The following is a 23324-nucleotide window of genomic DNA, read 5'->3' on the forward strand; positions in this document are numbered from 1 at the left end:
CACGCCCGGGGCGAATCGGCCGACCCCGGCGGCTGTCGGGGTACCCCAGTAGGCTTCTCGCCGTGCTGGAGACCCTCGACGCCGCCGCGGTGCGACGCTGGTGTGCGGGCGGGTTGGCCGCGCTCCGCCGCCACCAGGGCGAGATCGACGAGCTGAACGTCTACCCGGTCCCGGACGGCGACACCGGCACCAACCTGGTCCTCACCCTCACCTCGGCCCAGCAGGCCCTGGCGATGGACCTGGAGACCCTGCCCGCCGACGCGTCGACCCCGCACGGGCACGCGCTGCGGCTGATGGCGCGGGGCGCGTTGCTCGGGGCCCGGGGCAACTCCGGGGTGATCCTCTCGCAGCTGCTGCGCGGTCTCGCCGACGCGGTCGCCACCGTGCCCGTGGTGCGCGGCCGGGAACTGGCCACGGCGTTGCGTGACGCCAGCGCCGCGGCCCACGCCGCGGTGACCCGCCCGGTGGAGGGCACCCTGCTCAGCGTGGCGGCCGCGGCGGCCGGCGCGGCGCAGGCGGCCGACAGCGACGACCTGCCCACGGTCTGCCGGGCGGCGGCCGGCGCGGCGGTGCGGGCGCTGGCGCGTACCCCGCAGCAGTTGCCGGCCCTGGCCCGCGCCGGCGTGGTCGACGCCGGCGGCCGGGGCCTGTGCCTGCTGCTGGACGCCCTGGTCGAGGTGGTCACCGGGGAACGGCCGGACCGGCCGGCGTCCGCGCCCGGACCGGTCCGCCCGCCGGCCGAACCCGACCGGCCGACCGACTCGACGGAGTACGCCTACGAGGTGCAGTTCCTGCTCGACGCCGAGCCGGCGGCGGTCGCCGGGATGCGGGACACCCTGGCCGCCCTGGGTGACTCCCTCGTGGTGGTCGGCGGTGACCCGACCTGGCACGTCCACGTGCACGTCGACGACGTCGGCGCGGCGGTCGAGGCGGGGGTGGCCGCCGGCCGACCGTACCAGATCTCGGTGACCCGCTTCGCCGACCAGCCGGCGACCGCGGTCGGTCCCGTCGCCGAGCACCGGGCCGCGGTGGTGGTGGCCGCCGGCGCGGGGCTGGCCGAGCTGTTCGCCGCCGAGGGTGTGACGGTGCTGGCGGGCGACCCGTCCACCGGCGAGGTGCTGGCGGCGATCCACCGCACCGGGGCGGCCCGGGTGGTGGTCCTGCCCAACGACCCGGCTGCCCGGGCGGTGGCGGGCGTGGCGGCCCGCGCGGCGCACCGGGCCGGCGTCGAGGTGAGCGTGGTGCCCACCCGGTCCCCGGTGCAGGCGCTGGCCGCGCTGGCCGTGCGTGACCCGGGGCGGCGCTTCGCCGACGACGTGATCGCGATGGCCGAGGCGGCCGGGGCCTGCCGGTACGCCGAAGTCCGCCGGGCCGACCGGGAGGCGTTGACGGTGGCCGGGCCGTGCCGCCCGGGTGACGTCCTGGCGCTGGTCGAGGGGGAGGTGCACCTGATCGGCACCGACCTGGTCGACACCTGCGCGGCCCTGGTCGACCGGATGTTGGGCGGTGGTGGCGAGCTGGTCACCCTGCTCTGGGGCGCGGACGCCCCGACCGGTCTCGCCGACGCGGTGAGCGCGCACGTCGCGCAGCGGTGGCCGTTTGTCGAGGTGCAGGCGTATCCGGGCGGGCAACCGCACTGTCCGCTCATGGTGGGGGTCGAATGACGTCGGAGGCGGCCACGGTGGACACGCCGCTGTCGAAGCTGGTCGGGGCGAAGACCGCGAAGGCCCTCGCCGGCCACCTCGACCTGCACACCGCCGGTGACCTGGTCTACCACTTCCCCCGTCGGTACGACGAGCGGGGCGAGCACACCGACATCCGGGCCCTGGACGTCGGTGAGCAGGTCACCGTGCTGGCCCAGGTGCAGCGCACCGCGGTCCGGCCGATGCGCCAGCGCCGGGGCAACCTGCTGGAGGTGACCGTCGGCGACTCGACCGGCGGCACCCTGACGCTCACCTTCTTCGGCAACCAGGCCTGGCGGGAGCGGGAGCTGCGTCCCGGCCGGTGGGGTCTGTTCGCCGGCAAGGTCACCGAGTTCCGCGGCCGACGCCAGCTCAACGGCCCGGAGTACGTGCTGCTCGGCGAGGCGACCGACGGCGAGGCGGCGGCCAACGAGGAGATCGAGGAGTTCGCCGGGGCGCTGATCCCGGTCTACCCGGCTGCGGCGGCGGTGCCGACCTGGGTGATCGCCCGCTGTGTCCGGGTGGTGCTGGACACCTTCACCCCGCCGGACGACCCGCTGCCGGCGACCGTACGGGCCAGCCGCAGCCTGGTGGGTATCGGCCCCGCGCTGCGCGAGATCCACCGTCCGTCCAGCAAGGAGGAGCTGTACCGGGCCCGCCGCAGGCTCAAGTGGGACGAGGCGTTCGCCGTACAGCTGACCCTGGTGCAGCGCAAGCACCGGGCCGCCGCCTGGCCGGCGCGGGCCCGGCCGCCGCGCGCCGGTGGCCTGCTGGACGCCTTCGACGCCCGGTTGCCGTACGAGCTGACCAGCGGGCAGCGCGACGTCGGCCGGGAGATCGGCGCGGACCTGGCCACCGCCCACCCGATGCACCGGCTGTTGCAGGGTGAGGTGGGTTCCGGCAAGACGGTGGTGGCGTTGCGGGCGATGCTGCAGGTGGTAGACGCCGGCGGTCAGGCCGCCCTGCTCGCCCCCACCGAGGTGCTCGCCGCCCAGCACCACCGGGGCATGCGCGACCTGCTCGGCCCGCTCGGTCGCGCCGGTGAGCTGGACGCCGCCGAGCAGGCCACCCGGGTCGAGCTGGTCACCGGCTCGTTGCCGGCGGCGGCCCGGCGCGCGGCGCTGGCCGAGGTGGCCAGCGGCCGGGCCGGCCTGGTGCTGGGCACCCACGCCCTGCTCTACGAGGGGGTCGACTTCGCCGACCTGGGGCTGGTGGTCGTCGACGAGCAGCACCGGTTCGGGGTGGAGCAGCGCGACGCGTTGCGGGCCAAGGCCGACCAGCCGCCGCACGTGCTGGTGATGACCGCGACGCCGATCCCGCGCACGGTCGCCATGACCGTCTACGGCGACCTGGAGACCTCCACCCTCTCCCAGTTGCCGCGCGGTCGGTCGCCGATCGCCTCGCACGTGGTGCCGGCCGCCGAGAAGCCGGCCTTCCTGGACCGGGCCTGGCGCCGGGTCCGCGAGGAGGTCGCCGCCGGCCACCAGGCGTACGTGGTCTGCCCCCGGATCGGGGACACCCCCGCCGGGTCGTCGACGGGCCCGGCGGCCGAGGAACCGCCGGCCGAGGACGACACCGGGCGCCGGGCCCCGCTGGCGGTGACCGAGGTGGCTCCGCTGCTCGCCGAGGGGCCGCTGCACGGGCTGCGGATCGGGGTGCTGCACGGCCGGCTGCCGGCCGACGAGAAGGACGCGGTGATGCGGTCCTTCGCCGCCGGTGACCTGGACGTGCTGGTGGCCACCACGGTCATCGAGGTCGGCGTGGACGTGCCCAACGCCACCGTGATGATCGTGCTGGACGCCGACCGCTTCGGGGTGTCCCAACTGCACCAGCTCCGGGGCCGGGTCGGACGGGGTTCGGCGGCCGGGCTCTGCCTGCTGGTGACCGAGGCGGCCGAGGGTTCGTCGGCCCGCGAGCGGCTGGACGCGGTCGCGTCCACCACGGACGGTTTCAAGCTCGCCGAGCTGGATCTGGAACAGCGTCGGGAGGGCGACGTGCTGGGCGCGACCCAGTCCGGCCACCGTTCCCACCTGCGCCTGCTCTCGCTGCGCCGGGACGCCGAGCTGATCCGGGACGCCCGGGCCGAGGCCATCGTGCTGGTCGAGGAGGACCCGGAACTGGCCCGGCACCCGGCGTTGGCCGCCTCGGTGGCCGCTCTGGTCGACGCCGAACGCGCCGAGTACCTGGAAAAGGGCTGACCGCGGACGGTCCGGCCGCGTCGGGTCCCCGGTGGAGCCGACGCGGCGAGGGCGCGCCGGGTTAGTGGTGGCGGGCCGACCGCACGCGGCGAGGGCGCGCCGACCGGGTGGTCGACGCGCCCTCGGTGCGTGTCAGCGCCGGTCAGCCGGCGGGTGGCACGCGGGTGTCCGCAGTGGTTCAGGCGGTGAAGCGGAGCTTGCGACGACGGGCCATCACGAACAGGCCCGCACCGGCGCCGAGCAGCAGGACGGCGCCCGTGGCGATGCCACCGGCGGCGGCACCGGTCAGCGGCAGGCCACCACCGGAGCCACCCTCCTCCTCGCAGTCCTTCGGCTGCTCCCAGACCACGACCTCGTCCTTGACGTCGCCGATGCTCGGGGTGACCTTCAGGCCCTCGTAGGCGTCGAACGACACCGAGGTCTTCTTGCCGGGCACCGCGTCGAGCGTCTTGACCTCACCCTTCTCGCTGGTGAGCGTGACGGTGAACTCGACGCCGTCGGCCGGGTTGTCGATGCCGAAGGTGAGCTGGTCGCAGGTCTGCTCCAGCTCGAACGTCGGCTCACCCGGCTCGGGCAGGACCGGCGGCTGGCTGGGGGTGGGGCTGGCCGGCGGGGTGCTCTCGCTCGGCTCGTCGGTAGGCGTGGTCTCCGACGGCGTCGGGGTCGGCTCCTCGGTGGGGGTGGTCTCCGAGGGCGTCGGCGTCGGGGTCGTCGGCTCCTCGGTAGGCGTGGTCTCCGACGGCGTGGGGGTCGGCTCCTCGGTGGGGGTCGAGGTGGGGGTCGGCTCCGGCGTCTGGCACTTGCCGGTCACCCGGACCACGCCCGTGCGGGTGCTGTAGACCTTGGACCGGCCCTTGTCCCACTCCAGCCGGACGCTGAGCTCCAGCTTCTTGTTGCGGGGGACGGTCTGCTGGCCGACCAGTTCGCCCTGACCGGACTTCGGCACGACGGCGCCGGGGACGATGCCGGTCAGCTCGGTGGCCGCCGGGCTCCACGCGCCCACCACCGTGGCGTCCCACTGTCGCTCGCTGTTGCGGACGGTCCAGGTCACCTGGACGCTGCCGTCCTTCAGCTTGCAGCCGGTGCCGTCGATGATCGGGTGGTGGGCACTGGCCGGGGCGGCGGCGATGGCGGCGGCCCCGGCGACACCGAGCAGCGCGCCGGCGGTGACCGCCACGACGCGCCGCAGCGGGGACTTGAGACGGATCAACGTCTGCTCCTGACGAGGGGTGTGATCGAGGTGCGACGGGATGGACGGGAGCCGGCACGACCGGTACGGCATGGGCTCACCTGGCGTCCCCCGACGCCGATGCGTCCGGTGAGGTCGGACGCAGGACGTGACTGTACCGATCGACGGAGAACGCGCCAGATCTTCAGGGTCCGCTAAGGATCATGTGATCAAGTCGAGATCATCCGTCAGCCGAAGGTCACGCCATGATCACCATAAGCCGATCGTGGCCCGTCTGGCCGGTGGTGGGAGGAAGTTCATCGGCGCTGGTCAACGGGTGTGGTCGGGGTCTAATCCTGACTGGACGGTCAGCGCAGTCAGCTCGGTTGGTCGGCGCGGCACGGTTCGGTCGGCTGGTGGTGCGGGGTGGCCCGCGACGCCGAAGGGCGCGTCGACCGGTTGGTCGACGCGCCCTTCGGGTCAGCTGCCGGGCTCGGCAGCCGTCAGGCCGTTCGGTTCCGCCTGGTCGGTGCCGACCCGGGTGGGCCGGCACCGATCAGGCGTTCATTGCCGGATCAGGCGGTGAAGTGCACCCGACGACGCCGCGCGACGACGAAGAGCACCGCGCCCAGGGCGAGCAGGGCCGCCGCGCCGGCGGCGATGCCACCGGCCGCCGCACCGGTCACCGGGAGGCCCTCCTCCTCGGTGTCGCCGCCGCCGGAGCCACCCTCGTCGTCCTTGTCCTTGCACTCCTTCGGCTCGGTCCACTTCAGCGGACCGCCGGAGTCCAGGTCGCCGGTGACGGTGACGGTGAAGCCCTTGCTGGCCGGGAAGGTGACCTTCTCGGTCTTGCCCGGCTCGACCGCGACGGTCTTCGCCTTGCCCTTGCTCGGGGTGAAGGTCGAGTTGACGGTGATCCCGTTCTCCGGGTTCTTGATCTCGAAGATCATCTCGTCGCAGGTGGAGGTGTAGGTGCCGTCCGGGACGCCGACCTCGGGCTGCTTGCAGTCCTCGGGCTTCTCGTAGCCGCCCTTCCAGGTCTCCATGCCCTTGGCCGAGACCTCGATCTCCTTGGCCTGCTCGGCGGTGAGCTCGTGGCTCTTGCGCTCGCCGGCCGCCACGGTGACCTGCTCGGTGTACTCGCCGCTGCCGGTGACCTGGAAGGTCGCCTTGATGTTGCCCCGGTTGACCAGGGTCAGCGTGACCTTGCCGTCGCAGTCGCTGGTGGCCTCCACGGCCGGGGCGGCGACGCAGGTGTCCTTGCCGCCGTTGTACCAGCCCTGCGGGCCCTTGGAGCGCGAACCGATGCCGGAGGGGCTACCGATCTTGCGGTCGCCGTACCGGGCGCTCTTCTCGTCCAGCGGGTCGATGATCTCGCTGCCGAAGACGAAGTCGGTCTGCGTGAAGCAGGCCGGGACCTCGACCTTGAAGTCCAGCTTGGCCTGCTGGAGCTCACCCTCGGCGGCACCGGTGAACTTCTTCACCGACTTGTCGAAGACGTACTGCGGGGTGGCGAAGCGCGCCGACGGCGCGAGGTACGACACCAGGGCCACGTCCTGCTCCTGGCCGGCGCAGAGCGGGCCGTTGACCAGGGTGATCGAAGCCTCACCCTTGGGGCCGTCGAACGTGTGGGTGTACCGGGCGTCCTCGGCGCTGACGCAGACCGGGGCGGGGGGCTGGGCCGGCTCGGTCGACGCGCTGGCCGAAGGCGTCGGCGACGGGGCGGAGGCGCTCGCCGGCGACGAGACCGCGAACGCCGTGAGGCCGAGCAACGAGGCGGCAGCCAGGGCGAGCGGTCGCCGCAGCGACAGCGGGGGACGGATCACACGTACTCCCGGGGTGAAGAGCGTTCAGGGGTACGGCACGGGGCGGCGGTGAGCGGTCGCTGCCGTCGGCTCGGGCGCGTCCCGCAGGGCCAGTGCCTCCCCGACACCGTGGGTCGGCGAACCACCGCCGACACCCGGCAGACCCTAGCGACAACGCCGGATGCGGCACAGCCCTCAGCGGACCCTAATAGTCATGTTATGAATTTGAGATCATTGATATACCTACGGTGACGCCGTCCACTACTGATCGACACCTACCGTGTCCGCGACGGCGCCAGCGTGGTCGCGTAGCGTCGGGGTGGTGAAGACGTCGGACGCGGTGCCCAGGAGGCGTCGGTGACCCGGATCGTGGCCGGCACGCTCGGCGGGCGGCGGATCGCCGCCCCACCCGGCGCCGGGACCCGTCCCACCTCGGACCGGGTCCGCGAGGCGCTGTTCAGTGCGGTGGAGGCCGCGCTCGACCTGACCGGCGCCCGTGTCGCCGACCTGTACGCCGGTTCCGGCGCGGTCGGGCTGGAGGCGCTCTCCCGGGGTGCCGGACACGTCCTGCTTGTCGAGTCCGACCCCCGGGCCGCCCGGGTGATCCGGGAGAACATCGCCGCGCTGCGCGCCGGCCCCGCCGTCCGCCTGGTCACCGCCCGCGTAGCCACCGCGCTGGCCGCCGGCTGCGACGGCGAGCCCTACGACGTGGTCTTCGCCGATCCGCCGTACGCGGTGCCGGCCGAGGAGGTGACCGCGATGCTCACCGCGTTGGTCGAGGGTGGCTGGCTGGCCGACGACGCCCTGGTCGTGATCGAGCGGGCCAGTCGCAGGGGCGAGTTCACCTGGGTGGAAGGCGTCACGTGTCACCGCAGTCGGCGGTACGGCGAGACCACCCTTTGGTACGGTCGCCGATCATGAGACGTGCGGTCTGCCCCGGCTCGTTCGATCCGGTCACCAACGGACACCTCGACATCGTCGGTCGGGCCAGTCGGCTCTTCGACGAGGTGATCGTGGTGGTGCTGATCAACCAGTCGAAGACGTCGCTGTTCACCGTCGAGGAACGCATCGACATGCTCCAGAAGGTGACCAGTTCGTACCCGAACATCCGGGTCGAGTCGTTCCGTGGGCTCCTTGTCGACTTCTGCCGGGCCCAGCAGGCGACGGTCCTGGTCAAGGGCCTGCGGGCGGTCAGCGACTTCGACTACGAGTTGCAGATGGCCCACATGAACATCGGCCTGGCCGGGGTGGAGACGCTCTTCATGCCCACCAACCCGCTCTACTCGTTCCTCTCCTCCAGCCTGGTCAAGGATGTGGCCAAGTGGGGCGGCGACGTCTCCCCGCACGTGCCCGACCTGGTGCGCGAGGCTCTGGCCGCCCGCCTGGACCCCTCCCTCCGCGACTGAGGTGCAAGGAAGGGCCCCTTGTTAACGCCTCCGGTAGAGAAGGGCACCCTTCTCACCGCGACCGCGACCGCGACCGCGACCGCAACCGCAACCGACACCGCGACCGCGACCGCGACCGCAACCGCGACCGCAACCGACACCGCGACCGCAACCGACACCGCGACCGCAACCGACACCGCCGGCGCGACCGCCAGCGCCAGCGCGGGGCCGGCGACCGTCAGCGCGGGGCCGGGGCCGGGGTCCGGGCGTCGGAGTGGGGTCGGCGCGACGCGCCGGGACGGGGTGGCCGGGTGCGGGTGGCCGGTGCGCGACATCATGTGGGGCGGGAACCCGGCCGCAGCCCGCATCATGGAGGTCGGCCGACGAACGACAGGAGTGAGGTACCGGTGGACCCGCTCGATCGCATCGACGAACTGATCGCCATGGTGGAGACGGCACGATCCGTGCCGATGTCCCGCAACAACTGCATGCTCGACCGGGGTGAGGTGATCGCCGCCCTGGACGAGTTGCGCGCCGAACTCCCCGCCGACCTGCGTCGTGCCGCGGCGCTCCTGGAGGAGCGGGACAAGATCATGGATGCCGGTAGGCGGGAGGCCGACCGGATCATCAGCGAGGGTGAGGCGGAACACGCCCGCCTGGTCTCGGTGAACGAGATCACGGTCTCGGCCGAGCACGAGGGGGCCCGGATCGTCGCCGAGTCGCGGGCCGAGGCCCAGCGGCTGCGGGCGGAGGTGGACGACTACGTCGACACGGCGCTTGCCAACTTCGAGCAGTTCCTCACCCGGGCGCTCGCCTCGATCGAACGTGGCCGGGACAAGATGCACGCGCTACGCGAGATCGGCACCTTCGCGGGTGACGAGACCGAGCGCCCGTTAACCTTCTGAGCGGTATCGCCGAACCTTCCGAGCGGTATCGCCGCAGCCGACGACGCTGCTGGGCGTCGCCCCCGGTTCGACGGGGGGTCGCTGTCCCAGGTAACCTCGTGTGTCGGCCTCTCACCGGCCGGAGTCTGACTATGCCCAAACACTCGCCATCGCCACTCAACCCCAGGTCGCCGCTGGTCCTCGACGCGAGGGAACTGCCGCGCCGACCTGGCGCGTTGCGTACGGTCAAGCGGGTCGTGCCGGCACCGGCGGACCTCGGCGTGGAGATGGTCGGCGTGCCGGAGGGCGCGGACCTCGACCTCGATCTGAGGTTGGAGTCGGTGTCCGAGGGGGTGCTCGTCTCCGGGACCGTCAGCGGTCCCGTCCGGGGCGAGTGCGGTCGCTGCCTGCGCGAGATCCACGACTCGGTGGCCGTGACGGTCCAGGAGCTGTACGCGTACGAGAACAGCACCACGGACGCCACGACCGAAGACGACGAGGTGGGTCGGATGCAGGGAGACCTGATCGACCTGGAGCCGGCGGTGCGGGACGCGGTGGTGCTCACCCTGCCGACCAATCCGCTCTGCCGCCAGGACTGCCCAGGGCTGTGCCCCGAGTGTGGGGTGCACTGGGACGAACTGCCGGCCGACCACAGCCACCAGCAGGTCGACCCGCGTTGGGCGGGCCTGTCGCAACTGACCCGTACAGAGGAGTAAGAACCGTGGCCGTCCCCAAGCGCAAGATGTCGCGCAGCAACACCCGGTCCCGCCGGGCGAACTGGAAGGCCGCGGCGGTCGCGACCGTGGCCTGCCCGCAGTGCAAGTCGGCCAAGCTGCCGCACGCTGCCTGCTCCGTCTGCGGCACGTACAACGGCCGCCAGGTTCTCGAGGTCTGACCTGGACGCCGCGTGACGCCCCCGACCCCGGGTCGGGTGGCACGTCCCACCTGGCGATCGCCCGGTGACCCGGACTCCGCCGACGCCGACCGGCCCGCTCCGGCCGGCGTAGCGGTGGAGCCGGGCACCGCGCGGATCGCCGTTGACCTCCTCGGCGGGGACGACGCTCCCGCCGTCGTGGTTGACGGCGCTCTGCGGGCCGTCCGTGCCGACCCCGACCTGCACCTGCTTCTCGTCGGCCCGGCGGAGACCGCCGCCGAGGTGGTCGACGCTCTCGACCTTGCCCAACGGGCCCGGATCGCCGTTCGGCCGGTGCGCGACGTCGTCGCCATGTCCGAGCAGTACCCCACCCGGGCCGCCCGCAGCCACAGCACCGTCCGGGCGGCGGTCGCCGCCGTCCGGACCGGCGCGGCCGACGCCCTGGTCTCCGCCGGTTCCACCGGCGCGACGGTGACCGCCGCCGTGCTCGGCCTCGGCCGTTGGCCCGGGGTACGCCAACCGGCGCTGGTCGCCACCCTGCCGGCGATCGACGGACCGGTCGTCCTGCTCGACGTCGGCGGCTCCCTGGAGGCGCACCCGGCCACCCTCTCCCGGCACGCCGTGCTCGGTGCTGCCTACGCCGCGGTGGCGCACGCCGTCGCCGCGCCCCGGGTCGGCCTGCTCTCGGTGGGTACCGAGGCCGGCAAGGGCGACCGGGCCCGCCGGGCCGCCGATCCGTTGCTCGCCGTCGGGCCGCTGCCCTGCGACGGCCGTTACATCGGCCTGGTCGAGGGGTACGACGTGGCCCTCGGTGCCCGTGCCGACGTCGTCGTCACCGACGGTTTCACCGGTAACGTGCTGCTCAAGGCGATCGAGGGCGCGTACGCGATGGCCGGTGGCGCGCCGGCCAGTGGAGGCGCCCCCCGGGCGGCCGCCCTGCTCGGCGTCTCCGGCACCGTGGTGGTCTGCCACGGCTCCGCGCGGGCCGACGACATCGCCTCCGGCATCACCCTCGCCGCCCGGTTGTGGCGTCGGGCCGCCACCGCCACGGTCGCCGCGCTGATCGCCGGCGAGCCAGTCGACCGAACCGACCGCACCACCGACACCGAGGTAACCGCATAATGACCAACGACAAGCGGCGGCGTGCTCCCGTCGGCCATCTGGAGGCCGCGTTCGGCGTCACGCTCGATCCGGAGCTGCTGGAACGCGCGCTGACCCACCGCTCGTACGCCTACGAGAACGGTGGCCTGCCCACCAACGAGCGGTTGGAGTTCCTGGGCGACTCGGTGCTCGGCGTGGTGATCACCACCGCGCTCTTCCACAACCACCCGGACCTGCCCGAGGGGCAGTTGGCCAAGCTGCGGGCCAGCGTGGTCAACATGCGTGCGTTGGCCGAGGTGGCCCGGGGCCTGGGCCCGGACGGGCTCGGCGCCTACCTGCTGCTCGGCAAGGGGGAGGAGAGCACCGGCGGCCGGGACAAGGCGAGCATCCTCGCCGACACCCTGGAGGCCCTACTCGGGGCGATCTACCTGCAGTACGGGCTGGACACCGCGGCGATCGTGATCCACCGGCTCTTCGACCCGCTGATGGCCGAGTCGGCCGGCCGGGGCGCGGCGCTGGACTGGAAGACCAGCCTGCAGGAATTGACCGCGGCGCTCGGGCTGGGCGTGCCGGAGTACCGGATCGAGGGCACCGGCCCGGACCACCTGAAGACCTTCACCGCCTGGGTGGTGGTGGCCGGCAACCGCTACGGCGGGGCCGAGGGGCGCAGCAAGAAGGAGGCCGAGCAGCGGGCCGCCGAGTCCGCCTGGCGGATCCTGGAGGAGCAGGCCCAGGCGGCCCGGCAGGCCGAGGCGGCGGCCGCTGCCGTGACGGCCGGTCCCGCCGGTGACGGGCACCACGGCGACGGCGGGCACCACGATGTGGGTGGGCACCACGATGTGGGTGGGCACCACGATGTCGGCGGGCACGACGCCGGCCGGCGCGTCGACGCTGGGCCTGCCGACGCTGGGCCTGCCGACGTCGGCAGGCCGCCCGGTGGCCCCGACGCCGACCGGGCCGGGGTGGACGTCGGCGTGGCCGGCGAGCGCCGTGCCTGAGCTACCCGAGGTCGAGACGGTCCGGCAGGGACTGGCCCGCTGGGTCGTCGGCCGCCGGATCTCCACGGTCGAGGTACGCCACCCCCGTGCCGTCCGCCGCCACCTGCCCGGTGACCGGCACTTCGCGGACGTGCTGGCCGGTCGGACGGTGCTGGACGTACGGCGTCGGGGCAAGTACCTCTGGCTGCCCCTGGACAGCACCGACGCGATCGTCGGGCATCTCGGCATGTCCGGTCAGCTGCTGCTGCAACCCCGGGGCGCCGCCGACGAGCTGCACCTGCGGGTCCGGTTCGGCTTCGCCGACGACGGTCCCGAGCTGCGTTTCGTCGACCAACGGACGTTCGGCGGGCTGGCCGTCTCGGCCGGTGGGGCGCAGCTGCCGGCGGAGATCGCGCACATCGCCCGGGACCCGCTGGACCCGGACTTCTCCGCCACCGACTTCGTCGCGGCGCTGCGCCGACGGCGGACCGAGGTGAAGCGGGCACTGCTCGACCAGACCCTGGTCTCCGGCGTGGGCAACATCTACGCCGACGAGGCGCTCTGGCGGGCGAAGCTGCACGGCAGCCGACCGACGGACGTGCTGACCCGCCCGGCCGGGACACGGCTGCTCGACCAGGTCCGGGACGTGCTCACCGAGGCCATCAGGGCCGGCGGCACCAGCTTCGACGCCCTCTACGTCAACGTCAACGGCGAGAGCGGGTACTTCGACCGGTCGCTGAACGTCTACGGCCGCGAGGGTCAGCCCTGTCCACGCTGCGCGGCGCCGATCCGTCGGGAGGCGTTCATGAACCGCTCCTCGTACAGCTGCCCTCGCTGCCAGCCCCGGCCACGTCGCTGACCGCGGGCGACCCCGCCTGGCAAGCGGCGCCGCCTGCAAGCGACCCCGCCTGGCAAGCGGCGCCGCCTGGCCGCCTACCGCGGGGCGGCGAAGTTCTGCGTCCAGTACGGTCCGTTGCTCGTCGCGATCCCCACGCCGATCTCGGTGAAGGCGCAGTTGAGGATGTTGGCCCGGTGCCCGGGGCTGTTCATCCAGGCGTCCATGACGGCAGCCGGCGACTGCTGGTTCCAGGCGACGTTCTCGCCGTAGGTCCGCCACGTGTAGCCGACCCGGTCCAGCCGGGTGCCGACGTCGCTGCCGTCGCTGCCGGTGTGCGACATGTTGCGGGTGTCGGCCTGGTCCTGGCTGTGTCGCTGGGCCGCGGTCATCAACTTGTCGTCGATCTGGACCGCCCCGCAGCCGGCCTTGCTCCGCTCGGCGTTGACCAGGTCGACGACCTGCTGTGCCTGGCCGCTGACGGCACCACTGTCGGCGGCGGCGGTGGTGGCCCTGGTGGTGGCGCCGCTGCCGGTGCCGCCACGCTCGACGTTGCGGCGCGACGGCGCGCTGGTGGTCCGGTCCGGCGTCGGCGCGGCCTTGCTGGTCCTGGCCGGTGACGGCGTCGGGCTGGCGGTCGAGGGCGAGGGGCTGGCCGACGCGCTCGGCGTCGGCGAAGCGGTGACCGGAGGGCTGGTCGGCGTGCCGGCCAGGGTGTCGGGCTGGGCCGGCAGTGCCGGGGCGCTCTGCTCGGCCAGGCCGGTGAAGTCGGGCAGTTCCTCGTCGCCCGGCAGCAGCAGGGCACCCACTCCCAGGCTCACCACGAGGGTGGCCGCGGCGGCGGCACCACCGATCACGACCGGCCGCGTGAACCGGCGGGGCGGGCGGTGCCGTCCCTGGCTCCGGACGGGCGCGCCGGCGTCGGGCTCGGCGGTCTCGTTGCTCGCGACGACGGTCACCGGCAGTAACGCGGTGACCGGCTCCCGGACCGCCTCCGGGCCGGCGTACCGGGCCGGCGGGGCGGGCCGGTCCGTCGGGACGCCGCGCGGGTCCGTCGGGTCACCTGGCCGGTCTGCCGCGACGCCTGGCCGGTCTGCCGCGACGCCGCGCGGGTCCGTCGGGGCACCGGACGGCTCGGGTGACTGGTCGGGTTCGTCCCCGAACAGGTAGCTCGACCGGGGCTCGGGACGGTCGGTCAACCAGGCCGGCTCGTCGGGGTGCGACTCGGTGCGCCGCTGGGTGCGGTCCTGCTCCGTCGGGTCGGTCCAGCCGTACACGCCGTCTGCCTCCAGGGTCCGGTGATGGGCTGTGGTGACGCTACGTGGGGGGTCGAACAGCAGCAACGTGGCTAAGAAAGAGTTAAGACGAAGCCCGCTCGGGCCATGGCCCGAACCTGCGATCCGGGCGTAGAGTGAGGGCGTCCGGACAGAGTGTGTCCGCGCCTGAGGGTGGCCCCGGCAAGTTGACAGGTCGACGTGGAGATGATCTACGGCCTGCGAGAACTTGACGAACGAGGGTGTCTCGGCTCAATATGTAGGTGTCGCCAGTCGCGCCCGGTCGTGCCCGCATATCGCGGGTGATGGCAGTCGCGTACATATTGGGCGCGCGTTGGCCGGCCTTTCCGGCAGCGCATATCAAGGAGTCAGCATGGCGAAGGCCCTCTACGGCCACGTAGGTGCAGCGCCCGACCGGCGTCTGCTCGACGAGGTCACCCGTTTGCGTGCCAGGGTTCAGGCAATGGAGTTCGAGATCACGCGCCTGCGTGCCGAGAACGATCGGCTCGCGGCGGCTGTGTCGGAGGCGGACGACCTCCTCCGGCTGGCCGAGCCGGCGCTGACCTGATCTTCATGGGTTCGCACAACTGAATCGCACCACGCAAAACGCGCGCCGGACACATTCGTGCCGGCGCGCAGCCATGTCCGGGGACCCCCGGTCGACCTTCCGGGGCGGGTCGCGTACCCGAGGGCCCGCAGGGCCGGGTTAGTCTGCGGGTCAACCAGGTCCGCGCAGCCCGCGACGCCTGCGGCGGCCACCGGACGAGGATCGAGAAGGTGCATCTCAAGAGCCTGACGGTGAAGGGGTTCAAGTCCTTCGCCTCCGCCACGACGTTCAAGCTGGAGCCGGGGATCACCTGCGTGGTGGGCCCGAACGGCTCCGGCAAGTCCAACGTCGTCGACGCCATCGCCTGGGTCCTCGGTGAACAGGGCGCCAAGGCCCTGCGGGGCGGCAAGATGGAGGACGTCATCTTCGCCGGCACCGCCGGCCGGGCACCGCTGGGCCGCGCCGAGGTCACCCTCACCATCGACAACACCGACGGCGCGTTGCCGATCGAGTACACCGAGGTCTCCATCACCCGCCGGATGTTCCGCTCCGGTGAGAGCGAGTACGAGATCAACGGCGACTCCTGCCGGTTGCTGGACATCCAGGAGCTGCTCAGTGACTCCGGCATCGGTCGGGAGATGCACATCATCGTCGGCCAGGGGCGGCTCGACGGCATGCTGCACGCCAAGCCGGAGGACCGGCGTTCCTTCATCGAGGAGGCGGCCGGGGTCCTCAAGCACCGCAAGCGCAAGGAGAAGGCGCTGCGCAAGCTCGACGCGATGCAGGTCAACCTCAACCGGTTGACCGACCTCACCGCCGAGTTGCGCCGCCAGCTCAAGCCGCTGGGCCGCCAGGCCGAGGTGGCCCGTCGGGCCGCCGCCATCCAGGCCAACCTGCGCGACGCCCGGCTGCGGCTGCTCGCCGACGACCTGGCCACGCTGCGGGCCACCCTGGACAAGGAGATCGCCGACGAGACCGCGCTGCGGCACCGGCGCGAGCAGGTCGAGGCGGAGCACACCGAGGTGCAGGCCCGCCTCGGTGAGCTGGAGGAGGCGCTCGCCGCCGACGCGCCGCTGCTCGCCGCCGCCCAGGACACCTGGTACAAGCTCTCCGCTCTCGCCGAGCGGTTCCGCTCCATCGAGCAGCTCGCCCGGGAGCGGCTGCGGCACCTCAGCGCCACCGGCGACGACGAACGGCCGGGCCGCGACCCCGACCAGTTGGAGGCCGAGGCCGAGCGGGTCCAGGAGCAGGAGGAGGAGCTGCGTGCGGCGCTCACCGACGACCAGATCCGGCTGGCCGAGGCCGTCGAGTACCGGCAGGAGCTGGAACGGCAGCTCGCCGCGGCCGAACGGGAGCTGGTCGCGGCGGCCAAGGCCATCGCCGACCGGCGGGAGGGGCTGGCCAGACTGACCGGTCAGGTCAACTCGGCCCGGGCCCGGACCACCAGCGCCGGGGAGGAGATCGAGCGGCTCGCCGCCGCCCACGCCGACGCGCTGGCCCGGGCCGAGCAGGCCCAGGCCGAGGTGGACGCGGTCGCCGAGCAGAGCACCGAGGCCGACCGGGACAACGCCGACCTCGACACCCGGCACGCCGAGGCGGTCGCCGCGCAGGAACGGGCCCAGGTGACCGTCCGGTCGTTGACCGACGCCGAACGCGCCGCCGAGAAGGACGCGGCGACCTGGAAGGCCCGCGAGGAGGCCCTCGCCCTCGGCCTGCGACGCAAGGACGGCGCGGGCGCCCTGCTGGCCCGCGCCGACGAGGTTCCCGGTCTGCTCGGCAGCCTCGCCGAGCTGCTCACCGTCGCCCCCGGGCACTCCGCGGCCCTGGCCGCCGCGCTGGGTGGCCTGGCCGACGCGGTCGCGGTCAGCGGCGTGGACGAGGCCGTCGAGGCGATGCGGCTGCTCAAGATCGCCGACGCCGGGCGGGCCGGTCTGCTGGTCGGCAGCCCCGCCGGGCCGGGCATGACCGGCTCCGCCGACGCGCTGCGCCCCCGGCTGCCCGAGCACGCCCGGTGGGCGCCGGACCTCGTCGAGTGCACCGCCGAACTGCGCCCCGCGGTGCACCGGGCGCTGCGCGACGTGGTGCTGGTCGACGACCTGACCGCCGCGTCCGAGCTGGTCGCCGACAATCCGGAGCTGCGGGCGGTCACCGCCGACGGCGACGTCGTCGGGGCGTACGCGGCGGCCGGTGGGTCGGCCAAGGCGCCCAGCTTCATCGAGGTCACCGCCGCCGTCGAGGAGGCCCGGGCCAACCGGCTCGCCGCCGAGCACGGCGCCGCCGAACTCCGGGACCAGCTCGTCGAGGCCCGCGCCGAGCTGGCCGGGGCCAAGGAGGCGGTGCAGCACGCCGCCGCCGCCAAGCGGGAGGCCGAGAGCCACCGCAACGCCGCTGCCCGCCGGCTCGCCGAGCTGGGCGCGGCGGCCCGGTCGGCCAGGGCCGAGACGGACCGGCTGGGCGAGTCCCGGTCCCGCGCCGAGGCGGCCCGGGAACGCGACCTGATCACCCTGGCCGAGCTGGCCGAACGGCTCCGGTTGGCCGAGGAGACCCCGGCCGACGCCGAGCCGTCGACCGAGGACCGTGACCAGCTCGCCGCTACCGTGCCGCAGGCGCGGCAGAACGAGCTGGAGGTCCGGCTCGCGGTGCGTACCGCCGAGGAGCGGGTCTCCTCGATCGCCGGCCGCGCCGACTCGCTGCGCCGGCAGGCCACCGCGGAACGGGCCGCCCGGGAACGCGCGGCGGCCCGGCGGGCGGCGCGTACCCGGGGGGCGGGGATCGCCCGCGCCGTGGCCGGCGGCGCGCGGACGGCGCTGGCCCACCTGACCACCTCGATCGCGCGGGCCGAGGAGCATCGCGACGCCGTGGCGCGCGAACGGGCCACCCGCGAGGCGGAGCTCTCCGAGGTACGCGGTGCGGCGAAACGGCTCGGCGCGGAACTGGAGCGGCTGACCGGTCAGGTGCACCGCGACGAGGTGGCCCGGGCCGAGCAGCGGCTGCGCATCGAGCAGCTGGAGGCCAAGGCGGCCGAGGACTTCGGCCTGGACGTGGCCACCCTGATCGGCGAGTACGGCCCGAGCCAGCCGGTGCCACCGACCCAGGTCGACGTGGCGACCGCCGAGCGGGACGGGCTGCCGGTGCCCGAGCCGGTCGACTACGAGCGTCCGGTGCAGGAGAAGCGGGCCGCCAAGGCCGAACGTGAGCTGGCCCTGCTCGGCAAGGTCAACCCGTTGGCGCTGGAGGAGTTCGCCGCGTTGGAGGAACGCTACAAGTTCCTCTCCGAGCAGTTGGAGGACCTCAAGGCCACCCGCCGCGACCTGCTCACCGTGGTCTCCGACGTGGACGCCCGGATCCTGGAGGTCTTCGCCAGCGCCTTCGCCGACACCGCCCGCGAGTTCGAGCAGGTCTTCACCGTGCTCTTCCCCGGCGGCGAGGGGCGGCTGATGCTCACCGAACCCGACGACCTGCTGACCACCGGGGTCGAGGTGGAGGCCCGGCCGCCGGGCAAGAAGATCAAGCGGCTCTCGCTGCTCTCCGGCGGGGAGCGGTCGCTGACCGCGGTGGCGATGCTGGTGGCGATCTTCCGGGCCCGGCCCAGCCCGTTCTACATCATGGACGAGGTGGAGGCGGCGCTCGACGACGTCAACCTTGGTCGGTTGATCACGTTGCTGGCACAGTTGCGGGAGAAGAGCCAGTTGATCGTGATCACCCACCAGAAGCGGACGATGGAGGTCGCCGACGCGCTCTACGGGGTCACCATGCGCAGCGGGGTGACCCAGGTGATCAGTCAACGGATCAACCGGACCGAGGGGGAGGACTAATCTAGTGGCTCGGGAACGCGCGACAGCGCTCCTGGTGGACCTCGACGGGGTGCTGCGTCGGTTCGACCCGGCCGTGGCGGCCGGGGTGGAGCGGGAGTACGGGCTCTCCGACGGGGTGCTGGGTGAGATCGCCACCCAGTGGGGGCGGCTGCAGCCGGTGCTCACCGGCCGGGTCAGCCACGCCGAGTGGATGAGCAGCGTCGCCGACGCGCTCGCCGACTCGGTGGGTGACCCCGAGCGGGCCCGGACGGCGGTCGCCCAGTGGCAGCGCTACCGGGGCGAGGCGGACCCGGAGGTGCTCGCCTTCCTCCGCGAGGTGCGGGCCACCGGGATCCGGGTCGGGCTGGGCACCAACGCCACCGACGTGCTCGACGCCGACCTGACCGCGCTGGGGCTGGCCGACGAGTTCGACGTGGTGGTCAACTCCTCGGTGGTCGGGTTCAACAAGCCGGCGAAGGAGTACTTCCAGGCAGCCTGCGCCGCGTTGGCGACCGCACCGGCCCGGGTGCTCTTCGTCGACGACGAGGACTGGGCGATCCGGGGCGCGCGGGTGGCCGGGCTGTCGGCGTACCGGTGGAGTGGTCCGGCGGGCCTGCGTTACCTGCGGGCCGCGCTGACGCCGGCCGGCTGAGCCACCGGCTGGCGGTTCGGGCCCGGCAGTGGCCTGTCGGCGCCGACCAGGATCGGGCTGCCGGCGGCCGGTGCCGACGGCTGCCGCGCGACCTCGTCGGCGGGCGGGTCGTCGTGGTGCCGGCGCAGCGGCACCTCCCTGATCAGGCTCACCGCGACCAGGGCGATCAACCCGAACGGGGCGGCGGCCAGGAAGATGTCCCCGGCGCCGTCGCCGTACGCGCTCTCCACCACCGCGCGTACCGGCGCGGGCAGCGCGTTGACGTCGGGCAGGGTGCCGCCGGCGTCGATGGCCGGCACACCGAGCCGGGCCAGGCCGTCGCTGAGGTAGCCGGTGACCCGGGTCGACAGCAACGCGCCGAGGGCCGAGACGCCGACCGCGCCACCGAGGGTACGGAAGAAGGCGACAAGTGAGCTGGCCGCGCCGAGCTCGTGCGGGCCCACGCTGTTCTGCACCACCAGCACCAGGTTCTGCATGGTCAGGCCCAGTCCCACGCCGACCAGGACCAGGTATCCGCTGAGCAGCACCAGGTTGGTGTCGGCGCGCAGCGTGCCCAGCAGCGTGAAGCCGACGGTGAGCAGCGCGGAGCCGGCGACCAGGTACCGCTTCCACCGGCCGGTGCGGCTGATCACCTGGCCGACCACGGTGGAGGCGACCAGCAGGCCGAGGATCATCGGCAGCGTCATCAGACCTGCCACGGTCGGGCTCTGCCCCCGGCTGACCTGGAAGTACTGGCCGAGGAAGACCGAGACGCCGAACATGCCGACGCCGACCGCGACGCTGGCGACGGTGGCCAGGGTGATGGTCCGCGAGCGGAACAGGTGCGGGGGGATGACCGGTTCGGCGGCCCGGGTCTCCACCAGCACCGCGAGCGCGCCGAGGAGTACCGCGCCGGACACCATGGCCAGACTCGGCCAGGAACCCCAGGCGAACCGGTCACCGGCGAGGGTGACCCAGATCAGCAGCGTCGAGACGGCGGCGGTGATCAGCGTGGCACCCGTCCAGTCGATCTTCGCCTTCCGGCGGACCACCGGCAGGTGCAGGGTCCGCTGCAACACCACCAGGGCGGCCAGGGCGAACGGCACCCCGACGTAGAAGCACCAGCGCCAGCCGAGCCACGGGGTGTCGACGATGACGCCACCGATCAGCGGGCCGCCGATGGTCGCCACCGCCATCACCGCCCCGAGGTAGCCGCTGTAGCGGCCCCGCTCCCGGGGCGTGATCATCGTCGCCATGATCACCTGGGCCAGCGCGGTGAGGCCGCCCGCGCCGATGCCCTGCAACACCCGGCAGGCGATCAACTGGCCGGTGCTCTGGGAGAGCCCGGCCAGCACCGACCCGATCAGGTAGATCACCAGGGAGAGCTGGACCAGTGTCTTCTTGTTGGTCAGGTCGGCGAGTTTGCCCCAGATCGGGGTGGTCGCGGTGGTTGCCAGCAGGGCCGAGGTGATCACCCAGGTGTACGCCGACTGGCCGCCGTGCAGTTCGGTGATGATCCGTGGCAGCCCGTTCGTGACGACCGTGGAGGAGAGGATCGCGACGAACATCCCCAGCAACAGCCCGGAGAGTGCCTCCAGGATCTGCCGGTGGCTCATCTGGACCGGGGTCGTACGGATGGTTGCCGCCTGGGTCATCGTGCCGTGCCTCCGCCGGGTGTCGAACTGGGTGCCTGAGGCAACCGTATGACTTTGTTGCCTCAAGCAACAACTTGGGACGTCGCGGATCTGTTCCCGCCACCGGTGGTGTCGGCCCTCGTGGTGACCGCTGTCGGGGGCCTCAGCCCTGGCTGTGGCTGCCCCAGGCGTCGTTGAAGCGGCTCAACAGCCGGGCGAAGTCCGCCACGTCCTGTTCCGGCCAGCCGTGCACGGTGCGCCAGATCTGGCCCAGCCGGGAGTCGCGGGCGGCGTCGAACCGGTGCTGCCCCTGCTCGGTGAGGCTGAGCTGGGCGGCCCGTCGGTCGGTGGGATCCGGATCCCGCCGGACCAGCCCGAGCGCCTCCAGCCCCTGGATCTGCCGGCTCAGCGTGCCCTTGCCGATGCCCAACCGCTCGGCCAGCTCGGTCAGCCGGATCGAGCCGCACCGGCGCAGCCAGAGCAGCAGCCCGTACGCGTTGGGTTCGAGGTTGGGGTGCACCTCCCGGGCGATCTCCCAGGAGATGGCCCGACCCCGGCGCAGCAGGGCGGTCAGCTCGTGCTCCACCGCCCGCAGCGGCTCCGGCAGGTCCTCGTCCACACCGAGAAAGAGTACGGTGGCGGCCCGCCCGGCGGTTCCCCGTCCACTCCCCGTCCGCCGGCGGCAGATGTTTGCAAGGGGCCCCTGCACCACCGAAAGCGATAGGAAGGGGCCCTTCCTTACACCTCAGGTGAGGTGGTGGTGGGCTACCGGGCGTAGCTCGCCGTCGCCGGTGGTGCCCTCGATGGTCACCGCCGCCGACCGGCCCTCGTGCCGCAGGGTGCTCACCGCGTTGCCGAAGTACGGCCCGGCCAGCTTGCGCCACCGCACGGTCGGGCGACGGACCCCGGCGGCGCGGGCCAGGGCGCGGGCGGCCGACGCCGGCCCGGCCGCCCAGCCCAGCTTCATCACCGGGCGCATCCCGGCCGGCACCTGGTTGTGGATCGGCGAGCAGGTGAGCTGGTGCACCGGGGTGCGCATCTCCGGCTCGGCGAACTGCGCCCGGGCCACGTACGAGTGGTGGACGTCGCCGCCGAGCACGCTGATCGACGCCGGTGGGGCGTATGCCGGACCGGCGCCTACCCGGTCGCCGGAGGTGCCCGGCTGCCCGCTGCCGATCCGCACGAAGAGCGCGCCCAGCGCGTCGAAGGAGCGACGGAACGCCGCCCAGTGTTCCAGGTCCAGCGCGCGGCGCAGGCTCTCTCCGAACTTGGCCACCCAGGCCCGGTCGGACTCGGCCAGCCGCTCGTTCCACGACTCCACGTGGTGGATGCCCGGCGGCAGCAGCCAGGGCAGCGAGGAGCCCACCACCAGGTGGTCGTAGACGCCGTGGGCCCGGTCGACGAACCAGGACCACTCGCCGGCGGGCAGCATCGCCCGGTGACCGGGCTCCAGCACCCGGCTGCACCGGTTGTCCAGCATCACCAGCCGGGTGCGGCCCAGGTCCAGCGAGTAGCTCCACTGGTACTGCACGGCCCGCCAGCGGTCGTTGTCGTGGGCCACGTCCGACTCGGTGTCCACCCGGGCGCCGAACTCGCGCAGCACCTCGGTGGCGTCCTCGGCGGCGGTGATCTTGGCGTACAGCGGGTCGGCGGCGATCTCGTCCGGCGACAGGTTGCCCAGGTGCTGGTACACCCAGTACGAGGCCAGTCCGCTGGCGATCCGCTCGGCCCACCACGGCTGCTCCCGCATGTCCGCGCGCCAGGCCGCGGAGGTGTTCCAGTCGTCGATGACCTCGTGGTCGTCGAAGATCATCACGCTCGGCACGGTGGAGAGCAGCCAGCGGATCTCCGGGTCCCGCCACGACTCCAGGTACAGCTTGGTGTACTCGTCGAAGCTGACCACCTGGTCTGCCGGGGCGTCCTTGGGCCGCCGCCGGCGGCGCTTGAGCAGCCGCTGCATCGTCGGTGAGGTCTCGTCTGCGTACACCTGGTCGCCGAGGAGCACCAGCAGGTCGGGCCGGCCGGCCTCACCGGCCGCGGTCATCATCCGCCGGGCGTACGCGTCGAGGGCGTCCGGGGGCAGCTTGCGGGTGGTGGCGTGCTGGGTGGTCTCCCGGCACGAGCCGAAGATCATCCGTACCGGCTGGTCGCGGTCGTCGGCGGCCCGGGTGCGGATGACGCTCGGCGGGAACTCGCTCTCCGGCAGCGGCCAGGCCACCTCGTCGCCGATCGACACCTGGTAGGTCGTGGCGCTGTCCGGGGTGAGCCCCTCCACCACCACCAACGCGTAGTGGTGGTCGTACGCGGAGAAGGTGGGGGCGCTGCCGGTGGCGCCGTCGGCGGTGCGGACGGTGACCACGGCGGGCCCGCTCGTCTCCACCCAGATCGTCGCCCTGGTGTCGACGACCCGTCGCAGCAACGGGCCGATCAGCAGGCGGGACTCAGGCATGCGGGAACTCCTCGGGGTGAGACGATCTCTTATTTGTACCCGCTCGGCCGGCCCGCCACCCCCTGCCAGCGGCAGCGTACCCGCTG

Annotated in this window: 18 protein-coding genes and 1 pseudogene; 13 read left to right on the forward strand and 6 right to left on the reverse strand. The window is 73.2% G+C overall.

What is annotated here, in order from left to right; all coding sequences use genetic code 11:
- Positions 1–62 precede the first annotated feature (62 nt).
- Both ACN28G_RS03960 and recG read left to right on the forward strand, forming a co-directional pair.
- A complete protein-coding gene (locus tag ACN28G_RS03960; protein ID WP_091435475.1) occupies positions 63–1664 on the forward strand; it encodes a DAK2 domain-containing protein in 1602 nt (533 codons plus the stop codon).
- The gene (recG, locus tag ACN28G_RS03965) at positions 1661–3880 is read left to right on the forward strand and encodes an ATP-dependent DNA helicase RecG (RefSeq protein ID WP_421478433.1); all 2220 of its coding nucleotides are present in this window, start codon (positions 1661–1663) and stop codon (positions 3878–3880) included. The genes ACN28G_RS03960 and recG overlap by 4 nt, the downstream gene beginning before the upstream one ends.
- A 178-nt stretch (positions 3881–4058) precedes the next feature.
- Here recG and ACN28G_RS03970 read toward each other — a convergent pair whose 3' ends face one another.
- Both ACN28G_RS03970 and ACN28G_RS03975 read right to left on the reverse strand, forming a co-directional pair.
- Entirely contained in the window at positions 4059–5090 is a 1032-nt protein-coding gene (locus ACN28G_RS03970) for a cell wall anchor protein (RefSeq protein WP_139135623.1), read from the reverse strand.
- Positions 5091–5623: 533 nt separating this feature from the next.
- Positions 5624–6874, reverse strand: a complete 1251-nt coding sequence (locus ACN28G_RS03975; RefSeq protein ID WP_091435479.1) for a hypothetical protein — start codon at positions 6872–6874, stop codon at positions 5624–5626.
- Positions 6875–7210: 336 nt separating this feature from the next.
- On the opposite strand from ACN28G_RS03975, the gene rsmD reads away from it, so the two are divergent.
- The 8 genes and pseudogenes from rsmD (at position 7211) to mutM (ending at position 12933) form a co-directional block, all read left to right on the forward strand.
- On the forward strand, positions 7211–7774 hold the full coding sequence (gene rsmD, locus ACN28G_RS03980) for a 16S rRNA (guanine(966)-N(2))-methyltransferase RsmD (protein WP_091435480.1): 564 nt from the start codon (positions 7211–7213) through the stop codon (positions 7772–7774).
- The gene (gene coaD / locus ACN28G_RS03985; protein WP_091435481.1) at positions 7771–8259 is read left to right on the forward strand and encodes a pantetheine-phosphate adenylyltransferase; all 489 of its coding nucleotides are present in this window, start codon (positions 7771–7773) and stop codon (positions 8257–8259) included. Before rsmD ends, coaD begins: the two co-directional genes overlap by 4 nt.
- A gap of 386 nt (positions 8260–8645) precedes the next feature.
- Entirely contained in the window at positions 8646–9143 is a 498-nt protein-coding gene (locus ACN28G_RS03990; protein ID WP_091435483.1) for a hypothetical protein, read from the forward strand.
- 131 nt (positions 9144–9274) lie between these two features.
- Complete coding sequence (locus tag ACN28G_RS03995; RefSeq protein WP_091435484.1) at positions 9275–9838, forward strand: YceD family protein; 564 nt, start codon at positions 9275–9277, stop codon at positions 9836–9838.
- Positions 9839–9843: 5 nt separating this feature from the next.
- The gene (gene rpmF, locus ACN28G_RS04000) at positions 9844–10017 is read left to right on the forward strand and encodes a 50S ribosomal protein L32 (protein WP_091435485.1); all 174 of its coding nucleotides are present in this window, start codon (positions 9844–9846) and stop codon (positions 10015–10017) included.
- A gap of 114 nt (positions 10018–10131) precedes the next feature.
- Positions 10132–11118: a phosphate acyltransferase PlsX gene (locus ACN28G_RS04005; RefSeq protein ID WP_091446112.1), complete on the forward strand. Its 987-nt coding sequence runs from the start codon at positions 10132–10134 to the stop codon at positions 11116–11118.
- Positions 11118–11882 (forward strand): annotated as a pseudogene (gene rnc, locus ACN28G_RS04010) (ribonuclease III); the annotation flags it as partial. The gene ACN28G_RS04005 and the pseudogene rnc, both read left to right, overlap by 1 nt.
- Before the next feature lie 205 nt (positions 11883–12087).
- Entirely contained in the window at positions 12088–12933 is an 846-nt protein-coding gene (gene mutM, locus ACN28G_RS04015) for a bifunctional DNA-formamidopyrimidine glycosylase/DNA-(apurinic or apyrimidinic site) lyase (RefSeq protein ID WP_091446114.1), read from the forward strand.
- A gap of 74 nt (positions 12934–13007) precedes the next feature.
- Here mutM and ACN28G_RS04020 read toward each other — a convergent pair whose 3' ends face one another.
- Positions 13008–14186 (reverse strand): CAP domain-containing protein, encoded by a 1179-nt coding sequence (locus ACN28G_RS04020; RefSeq protein ID WP_091435486.1) that lies wholly within the window; start codon positions 14184–14186, stop codon positions 13008–13010.
- Positions 14187–14556: 370 nt separating this feature from the next.
- On the opposite strand from ACN28G_RS04020, the gene ACN28G_RS04025 reads away from it, so the two are divergent.
- The 3 genes from ACN28G_RS04025 (at position 14557) to ACN28G_RS04035 (ending at position 19176) form a co-directional block, all read left to right on the forward strand.
- On the forward strand, positions 14557–14751 hold the full coding sequence (locus ACN28G_RS04025; protein ID WP_067360080.1) for a hypothetical protein: 195 nt from the start codon (positions 14557–14559) through the stop codon (positions 14749–14751).
- A gap of 209 nt (positions 14752–14960) precedes the next feature.
- Positions 14961–18545, forward strand: coding sequence for a chromosome segregation protein SMC (gene smc, locus ACN28G_RS04030; protein ID WP_421478434.1), 3585 nt, complete (start codon positions 14961–14963; stop codon positions 18543–18545).
- 4 nt (positions 18546–18549) lie between these two features.
- A complete protein-coding gene (locus tag ACN28G_RS04035; protein WP_421478435.1) occupies positions 18550–19176 on the forward strand; it encodes an HAD family hydrolase in 627 nt (208 codons plus the stop codon).
- Here the strand turns inward: ACN28G_RS04035 and ACN28G_RS04040 are convergent.
- The 3 genes from ACN28G_RS04040 to ACN28G_RS04050 all read right to left on the reverse strand — a co-directional run bounded on the left by ACN28G_RS04040 (position 19143) and on the right by ACN28G_RS04050 (position 23238).
- Positions 19143–20810, reverse strand: a complete 1668-nt coding sequence (locus ACN28G_RS04040) for an MDR family MFS transporter (protein WP_421478436.1) — start codon at positions 20808–20810, stop codon at positions 19143–19145. The genes ACN28G_RS04035 and ACN28G_RS04040 overlap by 34 nt on opposite strands.
- Before the next feature lie 142 nt (positions 20811–20952).
- Positions 20953–21408, reverse strand: a complete 456-nt coding sequence (locus tag ACN28G_RS04045) for a MarR family winged helix-turn-helix transcriptional regulator (RefSeq protein ID WP_229688089.1) — start codon at positions 21406–21408, stop codon at positions 20953–20955.
- 126 nt (positions 21409–21534) lie between these two features.
- Entirely contained in the window at positions 21535–23238 is a 1704-nt protein-coding gene (locus ACN28G_RS04050) for an alkaline phosphatase D family protein (protein ID WP_421478437.1), read from the reverse strand.
- Positions 23239–23324: the final 86 nt, after the last annotated feature.

The sequence above is a fragment of the Micromonospora sp. WMMA1923 genome, from assembly GCF_049179195.1.
GTDB classification, from domain to species: Bacteria; Actinomycetota; Actinomycetes; order Mycobacteriales; family Micromonosporaceae; genus Micromonospora; species Micromonospora yangpuensis.

Excerpts from the sequence above, each read along its gene's own strand:
- recG (WP_421478433.1), top strand. The coding sequence starts at position 1,661 with ATGACGTCGGAGGCGGCCACGGTGGACACGCCGCTGTCGAAGCTGGTC.
- coaD (WP_091435481.1), top strand. The coding sequence starts at position 7,771 with ATGAGACGTGCGGTCTGCCCCGGCTCGTTCGATCCGGTCACCAACGGA.
- ACN28G_RS03995 (WP_091435484.1), top strand. The coding sequence starts at position 9,275 with ATGCCCAAACACTCGCCATCGCCACTCAACCCCAGGTCGCCGCTGGTC.
- ACN28G_RS04025 (WP_067360080.1), top strand. The coding sequence starts at position 14,557 with ATGGCGAAGGCCCTCTACGGCCACGTAGGTGCAGCGCCCGACCGGCGT.
- ACN28G_RS04040 (WP_421478436.1), bottom strand. The coding sequence starts at position 20,810 with ATGACCCAGGCGGCAACCATCCGTACGACCCCGGTCCAGATGAGCCAC.
- ACN28G_RS04050 (WP_421478437.1), bottom strand. The coding sequence starts at position 23,238 with ATGCCTGAGTCCCGCCTGCTGATCGGCCCGTTGCTGCGACGGGTCGTC.